Annotated in this window: 16 protein-coding genes and 2 tRNA genes; 8 read left to right on the forward strand and 10 right to left on the reverse strand. The window is 69.2% G+C overall.

Annotation, left to right across the window (positions count from 1 at the left end; genetic code table 11):
- Positions 1 to 68: 68 nt before the first annotated feature.
- Together ACQPYZ_RS31685 and ACQPYZ_RS31690 are read left to right on the forward strand one after the other, a co-directional pair.
- Positions 69 to 815, forward strand: coding sequence for a hypothetical protein (locus ACQPYZ_RS31685; protein ID WP_433162536.1), 747 nt, complete (start codon positions 69 to 71; stop codon positions 813 to 815).
- A gap of 168 nt (positions 816 to 983) precedes the next feature.
- Positions 984 to 1,628: an NYN domain-containing protein gene (locus tag ACQPYZ_RS31690; RefSeq protein WP_433162537.1), complete on the forward strand. Its 645-nt coding sequence runs from the start codon at positions 984 to 986 to the stop codon at positions 1,626 to 1,628.
- 179 nt (positions 1,629 to 1,807) lie between these two features.
- On the opposite strand, the gene rpmG is transcribed toward ACQPYZ_RS31690, so the two are convergent.
- The 4 genes from rpmG to ACQPYZ_RS31710 all read right to left on the reverse strand — a co-directional run bounded on the left by rpmG (position 1,808) and on the right by ACQPYZ_RS31710 (position 3,308).
- The gene (gene rpmG, locus ACQPYZ_RS31695; RefSeq protein WP_133800754.1) at positions 1,808 to 1,975 is read right to left on the reverse strand and encodes a 50S ribosomal protein L33; all 168 of its coding nucleotides are present in this window, start codon (positions 1,973 to 1,975) and stop codon (positions 1,808 to 1,810) included.
- A 68-nt stretch (positions 1,976 to 2,043) separates the two neighbouring features.
- Positions 2,044 to 2,117, reverse strand: a tRNA-Met gene (locus ACQPYZ_RS31700).
- A gap of 50 nt (positions 2,118 to 2,167) precedes the next feature.
- Positions 2,168 to 2,240: transfer RNA gene (locus tag ACQPYZ_RS31705), tRNA-Thr, on the reverse strand.
- A 123-nt stretch (positions 2,241 to 2,363) separates the two neighbouring features.
- On the reverse strand, positions 2,364 to 3,308 hold the full coding sequence (locus tag ACQPYZ_RS31710) for an NAD-dependent epimerase/dehydratase family protein (protein ID WP_433162539.1): 945 nt from the start codon (positions 3,306 to 3,308) through the stop codon (positions 2,364 to 2,366).
- Positions 3,309 to 3,617: 309 nt separating this feature from the next.
- Here ACQPYZ_RS31710 and ACQPYZ_RS31715 point away from each other — a divergent pair, with 309 nt between their 5' ends.
- Positions 3,618 to 4,520 carry a M23 family metallopeptidase gene (locus tag ACQPYZ_RS31715; protein ID WP_433162541.1) on the forward strand — a complete coding sequence of 301 codons (903 nt, stop codon included), beginning with the start codon at positions 3,618 to 3,620 and terminating at the stop codon, positions 4,518 to 4,520.
- 181 nt (positions 4,521 to 4,701) lie between these two features.
- On the forward strand, positions 4,702 to 5,397 hold the full coding sequence (locus tag ACQPYZ_RS31720; RefSeq protein ID WP_433162542.1) for a hypothetical protein: 696 nt from the start codon (positions 4,702 to 4,704) through the stop codon (positions 5,395 to 5,397).
- 41 nt (positions 5,398 to 5,438) lie between these two features.
- Here ACQPYZ_RS31720 and ACQPYZ_RS31725 read toward each other — a convergent pair whose 3' ends face one another.
- Complete coding sequence (locus tag ACQPYZ_RS31725) at positions 5,439 to 5,930, reverse strand: N-acetyltransferase family protein (protein WP_433162544.1); 492 nt, start codon at positions 5,928 to 5,930, stop codon at positions 5,439 to 5,441.
- A 53-nt stretch (positions 5,931 to 5,983) separates the two neighbouring features.
- On the reverse strand, positions 5,984 to 6,508 hold the full coding sequence (locus ACQPYZ_RS31730; protein ID WP_433162546.1) for an N-acetyltransferase family protein: 525 nt from the start codon (positions 6,506 to 6,508) through the stop codon (positions 5,984 to 5,986).
- 39 nt (positions 6,509 to 6,547) lie between these two features.
- On the opposite strand from ACQPYZ_RS31730, the gene ACQPYZ_RS31735 reads away from it, so the two are divergent.
- Together ACQPYZ_RS31735 and ACQPYZ_RS31740 are read left to right on the forward strand one after the other, a co-directional pair.
- Complete coding sequence (locus tag ACQPYZ_RS31735) at positions 6,548 to 7,111, forward strand: helix-turn-helix domain-containing protein (RefSeq protein WP_433162547.1); 564 nt, start codon at positions 6,548 to 6,550, stop codon at positions 7,109 to 7,111.
- 71 nt (positions 7,112 to 7,182) lie between these two features.
- Positions 7,183 to 8,391, forward strand: coding sequence for a TerC family protein (locus ACQPYZ_RS31740; RefSeq protein ID WP_433162550.1), 1,209 nt, complete (start codon positions 7,183 to 7,185; stop codon positions 8,389 to 8,391).
- Between the two features lie 681 nt (positions 8,392 to 9,072).
- Here ACQPYZ_RS31740 and ACQPYZ_RS31745 read toward each other — a convergent pair.
- From ACQPYZ_RS31745 to ACQPYZ_RS31760, 4 genes are read right to left on the reverse strand one after another with little or no spacing between them, the layout of a single operon-like run.
- Positions 9,073 to 9,903 (reverse strand): carbohydrate ABC transporter permease, encoded by an 831-nt coding sequence (locus ACQPYZ_RS31745; RefSeq protein WP_433162552.1) that lies wholly within the window; start codon positions 9,901 to 9,903, stop codon positions 9,073 to 9,075.
- Between the two features lie 4 nt (positions 9,904 to 9,907).
- Positions 9,908 to 10,846: a carbohydrate ABC transporter permease gene (locus ACQPYZ_RS31750; protein ID WP_433162553.1), complete on the reverse strand. Its 939-nt coding sequence runs from the start codon at positions 10,844 to 10,846 to the stop codon at positions 9,908 to 9,910.
- Complete coding sequence (locus tag ACQPYZ_RS31755; RefSeq protein ID WP_433162555.1) at positions 10,843 to 12,156, reverse strand: extracellular solute-binding protein; 1,314 nt, start codon at positions 12,154 to 12,156, stop codon at positions 10,843 to 10,845. Before ACQPYZ_RS31755 ends, ACQPYZ_RS31750 begins: the two co-directional genes overlap by 4 nt.
- A complete protein-coding gene (locus ACQPYZ_RS31760) occupies positions 12,156 to 14,024 on the reverse strand; it encodes a glycoside hydrolase family 127 protein (protein WP_433162557.1) in 1,869 nt (622 codons plus the stop codon). The genes ACQPYZ_RS31755 and ACQPYZ_RS31760 overlap by 1 nt, the downstream gene beginning before the upstream one ends.
- A gap of 162 nt (positions 14,025 to 14,186) precedes the next feature.
- On the opposite strand from ACQPYZ_RS31760, the gene ACQPYZ_RS31765 reads away from it, so the two are divergent.
- Positions 14,187 to 15,185 carry a LacI family DNA-binding transcriptional regulator gene (locus tag ACQPYZ_RS31765; RefSeq protein ID WP_433162559.1) on the forward strand — a complete coding sequence of 333 codons (999 nt, stop codon included), beginning with the start codon at positions 14,187 to 14,189 and terminating at the stop codon, positions 15,183 to 15,185.
- Between the two features lie 61 nt (positions 15,186 to 15,246).
- A complete protein-coding gene (locus ACQPYZ_RS31770) occupies positions 15,247 to 16,419 on the forward strand; it encodes a hypothetical protein (RefSeq protein ID WP_433162561.1) in 1,173 nt (390 codons plus the stop codon).
- Positions 16,420 to 16,428: the final 9 nt, after the last annotated feature.

The raw sequence follows: 16,428 nt of genomic DNA on the forward strand, positions 1-16,428 counted from the left end.
CTACTGGCAGACTGTGACGGCGAGTGCCGCCACCCACTCTCGGTAAGACCGACTGGGGAAGGTAGAACGTGACGGCAGTGACGGCGTTGGCCCGGTACGCGCCTCGGTACAACCTCGAGATCGGCGAGCCTTCCGGTGATGAGTGGCTTCCAGTCGATCGGATCCTGGAGCCGGACGGGCCTGAGCTGACCGAGCTCCTCAAGCGCGACCACGACGCCAGCGGACACACGTCGGCGCACGCGAACGCGCTCAGTCTGATGTCGTTCTACGCCGGCCGGGCGCCCGCGACCGCGCTCCTGCTCTGGGCGCTCGAGGGCCGCGTCCTCGACATCCGCCCGGAGAACCTGTGGGTCCGGCCGCACGACGGCCACGGTCTCGCCGCGGTCGCCGTACGCTCGGCCCGCTTCCTGCCCGGCGGTCTCGAGACGCTGTACGACGTCGTGCTGCGACAACACCTGCTACCACTGTCCGCCGAGCTCCACCGGCGTACTCGGGCTGGTCTTCGGCAGTTGCACGGAGGTGTCGCGGCCGGCTGCGCGATGGCCTTCTGCGCGGCGACCCGCGAGGCCGAGACGGTCTCGCCTGCCTACCTGCTCGACCGCTGGCAGACCTTCGTCGCCAAAGCCCCCGGCGGGCTGGCGCGGCTGGGCGACGTCGAACTCGCCGCCGGCAAACTCGTCTACCTCCGCAACACCTGCTGCCTCTACTACACCAGCCAAGCCGGCACCAACACCCTCTGCGGCTCCTGCTGCCTAACCCCCCGCCCCAACCGCCGAGCCGCCTACGAAGCCGGCCGCCCAATCATCACGGTGTGAAGCTGTCGGTTGCAGAGGGTATAACTGAGTCTCCTCGAGCCGAGACGCCCCGGCACAAAAAAACGGCCCCCTGACGGGGGCCATTCCAGCCGGCCGAACCGGCATCGATGAGACGAACTTTACCACGGCGGTGCCCTCGGCACGGCTCGTCGCACGTTTGGGGGCAGCATGGCGACCGTCGCCGCCTACATCGACGGCTTCAACCTGTATCACGGCATGAAGACCAAGTTCGCCCGGCGATACCTCTGGCTCAATGTGGTCGAACTCGTCCGGCAGCTCCGGCCTGACGACGAGGTCGTCGTGGTTCGCTACTACACGACTCTCGTGCGAAGCGAGCCGGACGCCGCGCTCCGCCAGCAGCACTACCTGGACGCGTTGCAGATGCGCTGCGGCGCTGAACTCGAAGTACGCCTCGGGTGGTTCAAACCCAAGAAGCTCGCGCCTTGCAAGCGGTGCGCTCAGGACTGGCTGTGCGGCTGTCCTCGAAAGGTTCGATCCTATGAGGAGAAGGAGACCGATGTCGCCCTGGCCACAGCGATGGTCGCGGACGCTGCCCGCAGACTGGCAGACGTCACCTTGCTGGTGAGCGCTGACTCGGATTTCGCGCCTGCCGTGCGAGCAGTGAAAGACGTACGCCCTGAGCAGCGCGTCATCCTCGCGATGCCGCCTGGCAACGCCAAGCCACACAAGCGCTTCACCGACCTCGGATCGTTCAGCATCAACGAGACCGCTCTGCGCCGGTCCCAGCTTCCCGAGGTCGTCCGGGACGGCAAGACCCGAGCCGAGCGACGCCGACCGGAGAAGTGGCTGTGAAGCTCACCCGACCGGGTCCCGGCACAGCGAAAGGCCGCTTCGGGGTTCGAAGCGGCCCTCGCGAAGAGCTGAGGTCAGCGGGTTTCGCGGGGAGCCCCGCCTCCCGCGAGCTTGCTCGCTCACAGCGAAAGGCCGCTTCGGGGAACCGAAGCGGCCTCGCGGAAACTCAGGGGCTGAGGTCAGCGGGTTTCGCGGTGGTCGGTGTGGTCGTTGCAGCGGGCGCAGTACTTCTTCAGCTCAAGACGATCCGGGTCGTTGCGCCGGTTCTTCTTGGTGATGTAGTTGCGCTCCTTGCAGACGGTGCACGCCAGCGTGATCTTCGGGCGGATGTCGGTTGCCTTGGCCACTGCTGCCTCTTCTTGTTCATGAGTGCGCAACTTGGGTGATCGCACTCTCGAGCTACTGCATTGGTGGGTAGCGGGGGCGGGAGTCGAACCCGCGACACCACGATTATGAGCCGTGTGCTCTAACCACCTGAGCTACCCCGCCGGGAGAGTCCGTCACCTCACCCGGCGGACCGGGCGAGGTGTCGTGCTCAGAGCCCCTTTACGGAATCGAACCGTAGACCTTCTCCTTACCATGGAGACGCTCTGCCGACTGAGCTAAAGGGGCGGGCCGAGGAGAGAGATTACACGGTCCGCAGCCTCGATGTGAAATCGAGCCAGGCGCACCCTGTGGCCCCCTCTGTCCGACCCGGAAAGCATACCGGTTCCACAGAGTGCTGCTGACCAATTTTCAGCCCAGTACGCCGTCATCGGCGGAAAAGTCGTCCGACGCATCCACGGGCGGATTCGCCAGATGCCAGCGCACCGATCGCCGCAGACTCTCCACCGGATCCGCCGGCGACCAGCCGAGCACCGTCCGCGCCTTCCACGAGTCCATCAGCAGGTGCTGATCCAACGCCCCGGTCAGCGACAGATCGTCCGGCAACACGTCGTCCCGAACCCGGACCAGTTCGACGTCCGACGCGTCCGCCGCGGCCAGGATCTGCTCGGCGAACAGCCGGTACGGCGCCGTCACCGGCTCCACGATGTTGAACGCCTCACCGCGATGATCCCCGGGCAGCGCCAACGACACCGCGGCCGCCACGTCCCCGACGTACACGCGACTGAACAAGAACTGCCCTGACCCGATCGGGATCCGCTTCCGCCCGGCCCGGACCCGCCGGAGCACGAACTCGAACCGCCGCTGGTAGTCGTGCTCGCCGTACACCGCCCCCAACCGGAGCACGGTCGCGCCCCGCGGCAGGTAGCGCTCCTCCATCTCCAAGTTCTCGTACTGCGGCCCGTCGACGTACCGCCGATCGCGCAGCGGCGACTCCTCGGTCAACGGCAGCCCGTCACTCGTCCACCCGGAGTGCAGACCATCGTACGCGCGGTAGACATCGCCACTCGAGATCGCCACCAGCCTCACCGACGGCCCGACCGCGCCCAGCGCCGCGTCGGCCGCGGCCGCGTTCATCCCGGAGATGTCGACGAGGGCGTCGACACCGAACGACTCCACGGCCGAGGACAGCGCCGCCCCGTCGTGACGGTCGAGATGGGCATGCGTGACGGCCGGCAGGTCGGCCGGCTCGTGCTCGCCGCGATGCACGACGAGTAGTTGATGCCCCTCGGTCGACAGTCGCTCCACGACGGCCCGCCCGATGAACTGAGTACCGCCGAGGATCGCGATCCGCATGCGTCAGTCGTACCCGTCCAGAGCCCTCGGCCGCAGCAACATCTGCGCTCAGCAGACGGCCTTATACAGGTCCGCAAGGGCTGCTCGGCGCCATTTCACGAGTGATCCGCATCACGCGTGGATTCAACTACCCACGGGTCGGATTCACGCCTGGACGCCTACGAGGCGGCAAGAGCCCCTCACTGTCCGTGGGCGATTTCGTTCACCTGCGCGACATCTGCGTTTGAGGAGCCGTGACCTCCTCGTTATGGTCGTTCGAGCCGCTGTACCCCTCGCAGCGGCTGCCCCTCCCTGGAAGGCCCCTCCCCTGTGTCTCCTCAGAACGACGTCCCGGTTGCCCCGCGCCGGGCAGCCAAACATCGCTCCGGCCGCCGAAGTACCGGCCGCCGCACGCAGCTGATCGGCATCACCGCCGCTCTCGCTGCTGCGGCCGGCACCACCGCGGTCGGCCTGTCGTCCTCCGCCACCGGATCCTCCACGGCGAGCCCCGGCCTGAGCCCCTCACAGGCCGACGCTCTGACCGCGGCGCGGGTCGAGCGGCGGGACCTGGCGTCCCGCGACGCCGGCCGCATCGACCTGTCGCTGGAAGCGACCCGCAAGGCGCAGGCCGAGAAGGCCGCGCAGGCCCGGGCGGCCCGGCTGGCCGCCAACGCGACCCTGACCCAGCGCCGGGCGCTCGCGCTCGCCGCCGCCAAGGCGGCCGCCGCGAAGAAGGCCGCCGCTCAGGCCCGCGCGCTGGCCGCGGCCAAGGCGGCCGCGATCGCCAAGGCGAAGGCCGCCGCGGTCGCCGAGGCCGAGGAGCGGGCCCGGGCGCCGAAGGTCGTCCTCCCGACCACCGGCTACCGCCTGACCGCCCACTTCGGCGAGGGCGGAAGCCGCTGGGCCCGCAACCACACCGGCCTCGACTTCGCCGCCCCGCTCGGTACGTCGATCCGCTCGGTGCTCGCCGGTGAGGTCATCCAAGCGTCGTACGCCGGCGCCTACGGCCGCCAGGTCAAGGTGCGGCACGCGGACGGCACGGTCACGTCGTACAGCCACATGTCCGAGTTCGCCGTCTCGGTCGGCGACACCGTGGCCGCCGGCGACAAGGTCGGCGCGATCGGCGTCACCGGCAACACCACCGGCCCGCACCTGCACTTCGAGGTCCTCCTCGGCGGCGACAACCAGGTCAACCCGGAGCCGTGGCTCCGCGACCGCGGCGTCAACCCGTAACACCGAGCAACCTCGCGACCGTCGTCACGAACGCGGCGTCGTCGATCCACGGATAGCGGGCGACGCCCGTACCCCAGTCGAGCGCCCCGGCCACCACCAAGGCCGGGGCGTCGACCTGTGCCAGCGCGCCCCGGATCTTCCCCCGCTAAGGTTCCCCCAGCCAACCCAAGAGGGGGAACTCTTGAAGCTGTACACGTCCGCACTCGCCGCCGGCGCTCTCGTGGCCGCCAGCCTGGTCACCGTCCAGCCGGCCCACGCGGTCACCGAGCAGTCCACCGCGGTCTGCTCACTCGTCCCACCATCGCGCATCAGCATCAAGGCCAGCATCAACACCTTCTCCGCCAAGCTGGGCTCGAACTGCCCGGGGACCGTCTACACCGCGGTGTGGAAGAGCACGCCGTGGGCGACCATGCACCCCGACGGGAGGCTGGAGTTCCGGTACGCCGCGCGCGAGACCGGGTTCACCATCACCGGGACGGCTCCGGTGATCGGCACGGTGACCTGGAAGCCCGCCGGTGGAGCGACCAACTACGACGGCGTCAAAGTGGCTGACCTGACCTCGGCGACGTCGGTCTCGAAGTGCGCGTCGGCCGTTGCACTCAGCGGCGGCCGCAAGGGCAGCAGGACCGCGCTGCTCACCACAGTTTCCTACTGGCACCCGAACTCCGACCGCTACATCCGGTGGGCGAACAAGCAGGTCCTGCTCCAGTACCAGGACATCGGTACGTCGACCTGGAAGGGCCTCGCCTACGTCACCACGAACAGCGTCGGCCAGGTCACCTACAACTACTACCCCAACAGAACCCGCCGCTACCGCGCCTACGTCCCCGGCACCAGCAGCGTCTGGAACATCTTCTCCCCAGTCATCAGCCGCTGACCGCACCCGCGTTGCCCGGGGCAACACCTTGCCCCGGGCAACTACAGCGTCAGGGCCATGTCGACCGAGTCGATGTAGGTGCCGTCGATCAGGTATTCGTTGGGGTGGATGCCCTCGACGACGTAGCCGTTGCGTTCGTAGAGGCGGCGGGCGGCGGTGTTGGTGCTGTGGACGTGCAGGCTGATCTTGCGCGCTCCGAGGAGTCGGCCTTCCGCGGCCGCGGCGTCGAGAAGGGCGGTGGCGATCCCACGTCCGCGAGCCTCTTGGGCGACCGCGAGGCCGTTGATCGTCAGCACGCCCGCGCCTTCCGGAAACGTGTACTTGTCCTGCAGCCGCAGATACCCGACCACCGCGCCGTCGTACTCGGCCACGAGGTGCGCCTCCGGCCCGCTGCGGGCGAAGAAGCTCTCCCGGATGTGCTCCTGGTACGACGGGAAGCCGGTGCTCGCGTCCCACGAGGTCTGGTCGATCCGGAGGAGTACGTCGTCATCGGCGACGACGGCACGGCGTACGGTCAGGCGGTTGGCACTCACCGCCCAATCCTCACCCGCCAACGAGGTCAGCCCCCGCCAGGGTGGCGACTGGGCTAGCGGGTCTCCTCGGGTGGGTCCGGGAGTACGGCGAGCGGGCGCTGCCGCCAGTGGACGTCGTGCCAGGCGCCCAACTTCCACCCGATCCGGCGGTAGGTGCCGATCTCCTCGAAGCCGAGCGCCGTGTGCAGTCCCACGCTGGCGTCGTTCGGCAGCGTCATCCCGGCGGCCGCCGTACGGAAGCCTCGCTCGGTCAGCCGCTCGAACAGCGCCTCGTACAGCGCCCGCCCACCGCCGGTCCGGCGCCGGCCGAGCTCCAGGTAGACGCTCACCTCACACGACCAGCGGTACGCCGCTCGCGGCTTCATCGGACCCGCGTACGCGTACCCGACCACCCGGCCCTCGTCGTCCTCGAGCACCATCCAGGCGTACTTCGTCTGCGCGTCCGCGATCCGCTGCGCCAGCTCGGCCGCGGACGGCGGCTCGATCTCGAAGGTGATCGCGGTGTCGGTCACGTACGGCGCGTAGATCGCGGCGCATGCCTCGCCGTCCAGTGGTGAGGCGTCTCTGATCTTCGGCATGTCACGATAGTAGCCATAGATGCCGCTATAGTGGCAAGCATGTTGGATGAGCTGTCCGCCTCGCTCGCCGCGACCGTCCGGGCCGCGCGGGTCGCACAGGAGCTGTCGGTCAACGCGCTGGCCGAGCGTTCCGGGGTGTCCCGGGCAATGATCGGCAAGATCGAACGCGGTGAGGCCCAGCCGACCGCCGTACTGCTCGGACGGCTCTCCGGCGCGCTCGGGATGACGCTGTCCGAACTGGTCGCCCGCGCGGAGAACACCGGCGACCTCCTCCGCCGCCGGGCCGACCAGCCGGTGTGGACGGACCCCGCGACCGGCTATCTCCGCCGAGCGGTCTCCCCCGTCACCGACGGCCCACTCGAGCTGGTCGAGGTCGAGCTTCCACCGGGCGCCTCGGTCTCGTACCCGGCCGACGCGTACGTCTTCAAGTACCAGCAACTGTGGATCCTGGACGGCCACCTCCGGTTCCACGAGGGCTCGGTGGTCCACGACCTGCACACCGGCGACTGCCTCCAGCTCGGCCCGCCGTCGCCCACGGCGTTCCACAACCCCGGCGCGGTCCCGTGCCGCTATCTGGTGGCCCTGGTCAAGGGTCGTTCGTAGTTGGCCGGGGACAACGGCGGGTCCGGCGTGATTGGCTGAACTCACTACCACGCGCCGTACGGGAGGGAACGATGACCGTGTCACCGCTGGTGTGGGTCCTGACGCTGGCCGTGATCCTCGCGCTGCTCGCGTTCGACTACTTCTTCCACGTCCGGTCCGCGCACGTGCCGACGGTGCGGGAAGCCGCCATCTGGTCGAGCGTGTACGTCGGGATCGCGCTGCTGTTCGGCGTCGGCTGCTTCGTCTTCGGCGGTACGGCGATGGGCTCGGAGTACTTCGCCGGCTACATCACCGAGAAGGCGCTGTCGGTCGACAACCTGTTCGTGTTCCTGATCATCATGACCAGCTTCCGGGTGCCGCGGGAGGACCAGCAGAAGGTCCTGCTGTTCGGCATCGTCTTCTCGCTGATCGCCCGGACCGGGTTCATCTTCCTCGGATCGGCGCTGCTGAACACGTTCTCCTGGGTGTTCTACCTGTTCGGCATCGCGCTGCTGCTGACCGCGGGCAACATGCTCAAACCCGAGACCGAGGAGTCGCACTCGGCGCAGAACGTCGTCGTCCGGCTGGCCCGGCGCTGGCTGCGGACCAGCGACGAGTTCGACGGCGACAAGCTGTTCACCGTCGTCGACGGGCGCCGCGTGCTGACCCCGATGGTGCTGGTGATGGCGGCGATCGGCGGCACCGACCTGCTGTTCGCGCTCGACTCGATCCCGGCGATCTTCGGCCTCACCCAGAACGTGTACATCGTGTTCACCGCGACGGCCTTCAGCCTGCTCGGTCTGCGACAGCTGTATTTCCTGCTGGACGGCCTGCTCGACCGGCTCATCTACCTGTCGTACGGGCTGGCCGCGATCCTCGCGTTCATCGGCGCGAAGCTCGTGCTGCACGCGCTGCACGAGAACAACCTGCCGTTCGTGAACGGCGGCGAGCACGTCGACGTCGCCGAGATCAGCACCGGCGCGTCACTGCTCGTCATCCTCGGCGTCCTGGTGATCACCATCCTCGCGTCGCTCTTCAGCACCCGCGGCCGCACCCAGACCGCGATGGCCCGCATCCGCCGCGACGCCGCCGCCTACCTCGACTCCGAGTACACCGCCGACCCCCACGAGCGCGAACGCATCTTCTCCCGCCTCCTCGCCGACCGCGAACACATCATCGCCCTCGGCCCCAAGGCCCGCCAGCAGGTCAAGAACGAACCCGAACTCATGGACCTCTGCCGCCGAGCCGCCGACAGCCACGCCATAGCCCACACAGACCACGAAATCCGCCCCGGCCTCTAACCACCCCGCCCAACCTGCGGAGCATGTGGTCGACCCACGCGGCGACTACGCGTGCTCCTGCGTCGCCCGCTACGCAGCCGCTCCCACCCACCCTCGGGTCTGCGGGCTGCCGCCCGCGCTCGCGGCTACCGCAGCCTTCGACTACACCGTGGTCGTGGCGGGCAGGGGGTGACACAGCCGACCGCATTGGAAGCCGCCGGCACCACCGACGAGCTCAGTTGCGATCCACGCTCTCGGCTTGCCGACTCCCCAGCTGCCAGAGCTGTTGTCCGGCCGGTGACCAGCCTGCGGGTCTCGCCGACCACCGTCCGCCGACCCGCCCGTCTTCCGGCCCCCCGCCCGAACCACTGCGGACCGCCAGGCCATCCCAATCACCGAGACCTGCGCGGGCGCACGCTCACCTGACCGCGCCGAGCGAGATTGTGATGGCCTGGAGGTCCGCGTCAGACGACGATCGTGCAGCTGCACCTTGCGGCCACGCACTCGAGTGCAGGTGGCACGGCACACCCTTCCGTGGGATGGTCCGCCCACCGTGGCTGACCGCGCGCGGCAGCCCGCGCGCTCAGCGCGACAGCGCGCACACCCGGTAGGTGGTAGCGACCGGCGAGCACGGCGACGCAGAAGCCGCGCGTAGCGGACGCGCGGGCACACCACAGTCCGCCGACACCACCGTCCACCCCGTCAGCCCTTGACGGCTCCGGTTGCGAGGCCGGTTACGTAGAAGCGTTGGAGGGCTACGTAGAGGATGACGCACGGGATCATGGCGATGACTGAGCCGGCGACCAGGGAGCCGAAGTTGACTTCGCCGTAGGCGCCGGCCTGGACGTTCACCAGCGCGACCGGGAGGGTGTAGAGCTCGTCCTTGGTGAGGAAGGTCAAGGCGCCGAGGAACTCCGTCCACGCGGCCAGGAAGGCGTAGAGCGCGACGGTGGCCGCGCCGGGGGTGACGAGCGGGCGGAGGACGGAGCTGATCATTCGGAGGGTGCCGCAGCCGTCGACGTGGGCCGAGTCTTCGAGTTCGACGGGGACCGAGGAGAAGGAGTTGCGCATGACGAAGACGCCGAACGGCAGGTTGACCGTGGTGTAGAAGAGCACCAGGCCGAGGAGGCTGTCGGTGAGCCGGAGGACGTTCATCTCCAGGTAGAGCGGGGTCAGGATCGCCTGGAACGGGATCATCATCGAGACGACCACCAGGGCGAACAGCAACGGCCCGCTGCGGAAGCGGAAGCGGGCGAAGCCGTAGCCGGCCAGGGTCGCCAGCAGAGCGGTCAGGACGGCGGTGCTCAAGGCAACGATTAAACTGTTGCCCACAGCCCGCATCAGGTTGCCTGGTCCCTCGATCAGGGTGCGGAAGTTGTCCCAGGTCAGCTGGAAGAAGGTGGACGCATCCGGTGCGGCGACGATCACCTCGTTCGGTTGGACGGACCGGAAGAGGGCCCACAGCAACGGGACGGTGAACACCAGGAAGGCTCCGGCGCCGCCGACGACGTACAGGACGTTCTTGAGCCTCATGGCGTCAGTCCCTCTCCCGGAGCAGCCAGAACTGGGCCGCGGTGACGAGTCCGACCACGACGACCAGGACGATCGACAGCGCGGTCGCGGCCCCGAGTTGCAGCTGGACGAAGGCGCGGTTGTAGATGTACTGGACGACCGTGGTGGTGTCGGTTCCCGGACCGCCGCGGGTCAGGATGTAGAACTGCGTGAACGCGAGCAGCGAGCCGACCACCGAGATGATCACCGACATCGCGATCGTCGGCCGCAGCACCGGGATGGTGATCTCCCGCTCCTGCCGCCACCAGCCGGCGCCGTCGAGCTCGGACGACTCGTAGTACTCCCGCGGGATCGCCTGCATGCCGGCCATCAGCAGCATCATGGTGAGCCCGGAGACGCCCCAGATCACCAGCACGCAGATCAGCCCGGTCGCGAGCGGCCCGTCCACCAGCCAGGCCGTCGTCCCGTCGGTGATGCCGAGTTCGCGGAGGATGATGTTGATCGCGCCGCTGTCCGGCTGGGCCTCGAGCACGGTGACGAAACTCAGCGTGGACAGGCCGACGACGAACGGCAGGAAGAAGACCGTTCGCAACAACGTCGCCCCGCGCCGCTTGCGGCGTACCAGTACGGCGAGCGCGTAGCCGAGCACCAGGATCGGACCGGTCACGATGGCCGTGTAGAGCAAGGTGTAGAGGACCGACTTGGCGAATGCGGCGTCGGACACGATCGCGGTGTAGTTCTTCAGCCCGGCGAACTCCACCGTGCCGATCAGCGGCCAGTTCGTCAGCGAGATCACCAGGGCGAACCCGAGCGGCACCAGCACGAAGACCGCGACGAACAGTACGGCGGGTGTCACCAGGAGGAGACCGGTCCGGGACGGATGGGTCAGCGAGCCCCGGCGGCGAGCGCGAGCCGGCGTCGGGCGCCGGGATTCCAGGCGCGGGCGGACCTCCGTCGTACTCATGCCTGCCCCTGGGCGAGGATGCGGTCGAAGTTCTGCTGGGCTTCGGTCATGGCGGCCTCCAGCTCGCCGTCGAACACAGCCCGGCGGAACATCTGCAGCCACGGGCCGTCCGGCTGGTTGTAGAGCAGGTTGTAGGAGAGCGTGGTGGGCGCGTAGCCCTCGGAGATGCGTTCGAGCGGCAGCGTCGCGAGCGGGAACCTCTCGGCGAACTCCGGCGTCGCGGCGTCCGAGCGGACCGGCGTGTACCCACCGGCCGGGAGCTCGATCTGCTGCGGCAGATCGAGGGCGAACCGGACGAACTCCCAGGCGCCGGACGCGTTCCGCGCACCGCGCGGGATGCACATGTTGTCGCCGCCGTCGAAGAAGGCAGCGCCCCCGTTCGGACCGGAGAGCAGCCTGGGCGTCACCTTCTGGTGGAACGCCTCGTCCGACCCGGACACGACCACGGCGTAGTTGGACGGGAAGATGCCGATCGTGCCGGCCCGGAAGTCGCTCCCCCACCGGGACGCGTCGTCGGAGAAGTTCGCCCGCGGCACCAGCCCGTCGACCCACAGTTGCCGATGCAGCTCGAGCATTTGCCGGACGACGTCGTTCCCGACGATGTCGCCGGACTGCTCGCCGACCTCGCCCTTGATCAGGTCGGTGTCCGCGGCCCAGATCATCGGCTGCACGACGAAGCCGAGGGCGCCCGGGCTGTTCGCCGGGAAGCTCCACGCGTAGATGTCGTCGCCGAGCCTCCGCAGCTTCCGGGCCGCCTCCAACAGACTGTCGAACGACGTGATCGCCTCGGACGGGTCGACCTCCGCCCGGTCGCACAGCTCGGTGTTGAACCAGAACAGCGAGTTATCGGCCAGGTACGGTACGCCGAACACCCGGTCGTCCTTCGTCGCCAGCCGAAGGTGGCCGGGGCTGAGCTTGTCCGCGTAGTCCAGCGCCTGCAGCGGCTCGGTGAGGTCGGTGAAGGCGTCGCGGTAGATGAACAGCATCGAGTTGATGTCGTCGATGTCGACCAGGTCCGGCACCGACCGGCCGCGGATCGCGGTCGCCAGCTTGGTCACGTACTGCGCGTCCAGGACCGGGGTCAGCTCGACGGTGAGCCGGTCCTGGGACTCGTTGAACTTCTTGACCAGGTCGGTCAGGCCGGTCTGGGTCGCGGCTCGGCACCACACCTGCACGGTGCCGGTGGCGTCCTGCCCGAACCCGGCCGCCTGGACGTCGGGTTCGGGCAGGACGGAGCTGCAGCCCGGCAGGGCGCCGGCCGCGGTCGCCGCAGCCGTGAGTCCAAGGAACTTCCGCCGGGTGAGCATCATCAGGCCCGGGGCAGCCAGACGCGCATGGCGCCGATCTCGCGGTTCGCCCAGGCGTAGTACGGCACCGCGACCACGTCGACCTCGTCACCCACGGCGTCCGCGGCCTCGGCGGTGAACGGCCAGCCGCCCCGATGTCCGGTGCCGGCCCGACCACGGGTCCGCAGGACTGTCACGCCGTCCAGTAGCCCGTCGTCATGGCTCGTGGCAACTGATGCCGAAGGCAACACGTGGAGGTCGTCGACCTCCACCTGCTGATCGGCCTGCTCAACCGCGTAGACCAGCGGACCGCGTTCCAGCGCGACACACCCCCGTACGGCGTCGACGCGTGGATCGGCCGCGATCACTCGAGTTGCCATCGGCAACTGCAGGTCGATCTCGGCGGCCTCGACGCGCGCGTAGGTGCCGGCCTCGACCGGCTTTCCGTTCACGGTCGCGCCTTCGGCCCAGGCGGGGATCCGCAGCTCCACCGTCGCAGGCCCGCCGGCGGTGATCCGGACGGCCTCGTCCCACGGGTAGTTCGTCTCCACCCGAAGCTCGACGTCCCCGGCCTGCACGACGCCGGCGGCGTACTGATGGAGCTGGATCGCGCCGTCACCGCTGCTCGCGAGGTAGCCGTCCAGGCTGGCCAGCGTGCGCATGATGTTCGGCGGGCAGCACGCACAGTCGAACCAGCCGCGCCGACCGTGCGCCGGGCTCCGGCCGTTGTCCGGATGCGCCCCACCACGCAGCTGCAGCGGGTTGACGTAGAAGTACTCCGTCCCCTTGAGCGAGACGCCGGCGAGGAAGCCGTTGTACAGCATCCGCTCGATGGCATCCGCGTACGACGCCTCACCCGTGGCCAGCAGCATCCGCCAAGCCCACTGGATCCCGCCGATCGCCGCGCAGGTCTCGGCGTACGCGCGGTCCGGCGGCAGCTCGTACTCGTCGCCGAACGCCTCGCCTTCCCACCGGGCGCCGAGACCGCCAGTGATGTAGGTCTTGGTCGACCACATGTGCTCGAACTGCACCTTCAGGGCGTCGAGCAGCTCGGTGTCACCGGTCTCCAACGCGACGTCCGTGGCGCCCGCGGCGAGATACACGGCCCGGACCGAGTGGCCCTCCACCGTGGTCGCCTCGCGGACCGGGAGACGGTCGGAGAAGTACGTCGGCTCGTGGCCGTGCTCCTTGATGATCCCGTGGCCCCGCGCCTCGACGAACCACTTGGCCAGGTCGAGATAGGCCGGCGTACCGGTTTCTCGATACAACTCGACCAGGGCCATCTCGATGACCGGGTGGCCGTCCACGTCGACGGTCTGGCCTTCGCCGTCGCCGAACGTGGCGACCAGGTGGTCGGCGAGCTTGGTGGCGACGTCGAGCAGCTCGCGGTCGCCGGTGCAGCGCACTTGCGCGACGGCCGCCTGGATGAGATGACCGGCGCAGTAGTGCTCGTGGCTCCAGACGAGCTGCTGGTAGCGACCCTCGTCGCCGTACCGGAGCTGGACGACGGAGTCGAGGTAGCCGTCCTCGCGCTGGGCGGCCGCGACGACCGCGGTGAGCTCGCGCTGGCGCTTGAGCAGGTCCTCGTTCGGGTTGCGGCCGTACTCCCACGCGGCGGCCTCGAGCCACTTGTAGACGTCGGAGTCGGCGAACACCGGGCCGATCGCCTCGCCCTCACCGATCCCGGCCGCGAGCCGGAGGTTCTGCAGGTTGCCGGCCGACTCCAGCTGGTCCAAGCCGCTCGGGATCGCGCTCTCGCCGTTGCGGTCCTGGCGCGGCGCCCAGAAGCCGCCGGTGATCCGCGCCTGGCCGAGGCCGACGGGTTGCCAGCGGCCCTTGCTGCTGGCGGCGGGGCTGCGGGAGGACGTGACGGCGTCCGGAGATGTGCTCATACGGGGAAGCTCCTGGGAGGGTCGCGGAAAATCCAGAACACGTTTTCCTTGACGAAGCTAGAGACGTCGGACGACCTGGTCAACCCCTCGGACCTGGTCAAATCCGGACCGGCCGAGATCCGTGCTGTACTGTTTCCGGAAAGTTCGGAAAGGAGTTGCCGGATGGCGTCACGTGGTCCTGCCCTGCCCCGGATCACCGATGTGGCCGCGCTGGCGGGGGTCTCCACGAGTACGGCGTCCAAGGCGCTGAACGACACCGGCCAGCTCCGCGAGGAGACCCGACAGCGGGTACGCCGGGCCGCCGAGCAGCTCGGGTTCACGCCGGACAGCCGCGGCCGGGCGTTGTCGTCCGGGCGCAGCTTCACCGTCGGGCTCATCACCACCGACAGCTCCGGCCGGTTCAGCATCCCGATCATGCTCGGTGCCGAGGACGCGCTGAGCGCGGGCGAGATGGGCCTGCTGCTGTGCGACACCCGGGACGACCCGCTCCGCGAGCAGCACTACCTGCGATCGCTGGTGTCCCGCCGGGTGGACGGCATCATCGTGACCGGGCGACGCACCGAGCCGCGCGTGCCGGTCGACGTACCGATTCCGGTGATCTACGCCTTCAGCCCGTCGACCGACCCTTCCGACACGTCGGTGATCGTCGACGACCACGGCGGCGCCGGATCGACGGTGCGACACCTGCTCAGCCTCGGCCGCCGGCAGATCGCGCACGTCACCGGGCCCGAGTCGCACCACAGCGCCCAGACGCGCGCGGCGGCGACCGTCGAAACGGCCGGCGACGCTCTGGTCGGCGAGCCGATGCACGGCGAGTGGAGTGAACGCTGGGGACGGCACGCGGTCGACGTACTGCTGCGGACGGCGCCGGACCTGGATGCGATCTCCTGCGGCAGCGACCAGATCGCCCGCGGTGTCTGCGACCGCCTGCGCGAGCTCGGCCGGTCCGTGCCCGACGACATCGCGGTGACCGGCTACGACAACTGGTCGGTGATGGCGCTCGCGAGCCGGCCGCCGCTGACCACGGTCGATCTGGAGTTGGAGGAGCTCGGCCGCCGTACGGCGAACCTCCTGCTGGACGCGATCGCCGGGTCGATCCATCCGGGATCGATGGCGCTTCCGACCCGCCTGGTCCCCCGTGAGTCGACGCTCGGCACCTGAGGTCACCGAATCGTCGCCCGTCGGACCGCCACTGTCCGCCTGGCGTCGGTAGATTGCGACAGTGCTGCGCAAGCTCCTGATCGGCGTCGCGGTGATCGCCACGCTGGTGGCAGGTGTGGGCACCGCCCGTCTGGTGCTGCCGACCGATCCCACGCCAGGCGTGGTCAAGCAGTTGACCTACCTGCGGGCCGAGATCGAGGCCGGCGCCGACCATGCCGCGCAACAGCAGTTCCCGGAGGGGTACTTCTTCCTCAACGCCCTCTACGGACTGACCTGGGTGCAGGTCGGGCTCGCGGATCCGTCCCGCGCGGTCGACGCCACACGCGAGGCTCGCTGGGCTCTCGACCGGCTGAAGTCCCCGGACGGGACCGCCGTGTTCGACGCGTCACTCCGGCCGAAGTACGGCGTCTTCCACGCCGGCTGGACCAACTGGCTGCGGGCCGGGCTGATCGCCCTCAAGCAGTCCGACGCGGCCGAGATCGACGAGTTCACCAGCGCCTCGGTCGAGCTCGCGACCGCGTTCCGGACCGCCAGGACGCCGTACCTCCAGGCGTATCCGGGCCAGGCGTGGCCGGTCGACTCGACCGTCGCGATCGCCTCGCTGAGCGCGTACGACGAGCTCGTGGCGCCCCGGTTCGGCGCGACCACCGCCCGCTGGGTGGCCGCGGTGAAGACCAAGCTCGATCCCGGGACCGGGCTGATGCCGCACCAGGCCACACCGGAGACGACCGGTGCGCGGGGATCGTCGCAGAGCATCATCCAGAGGTTCCTGGTCGAGATCGATCCGGCATTCGCGCGGGCGCAGTACGAGACGTTCCGGGACCGGTTCGTCACCAGGCTCGGCGTCCGCGAGTACCCGAAGGGCGTCGGCGGGCCGGGGGATGTGGACTCGGGTCCACTGATCCTCGGGCTCAGTCTGTCCGCGACCGTGGTCACGCTGGGGGCGGCCGTGGTCCAGCACGATCCGCTCGCCGGCCGGCTCGCCCGCCAGGGCGAGTTGCTCGGCCTGCCGCTGACCGGCCTGACGACGAAGCGGTACGCGTTCGGACTGATGCCGATCGGGGACGCGTTCCTGGCGTGGTCCAGATCCGCGCGGCCGCTCGTGGCCGCCGAGCAACCGGAACTCGAGGGCGGTTCCGGTTGGTGGCGTGTGCCGTGGCTGGTGGTTCTGTGGCTGCCTGCCCTGCTGCTGTGGTCACTCGTCCGGTTCAGGCGGTCGCGACGGCGGCATTAGGGTGAGGAC

Source organism: Kribbella sp. CA-247076 (assembly GCF_050942445.1).
In the GTDB taxonomy this organism is placed as follows: Bacteria; Actinomycetota; Actinomycetes; order Propionibacteriales; family Kribbellaceae; genus Kribbella.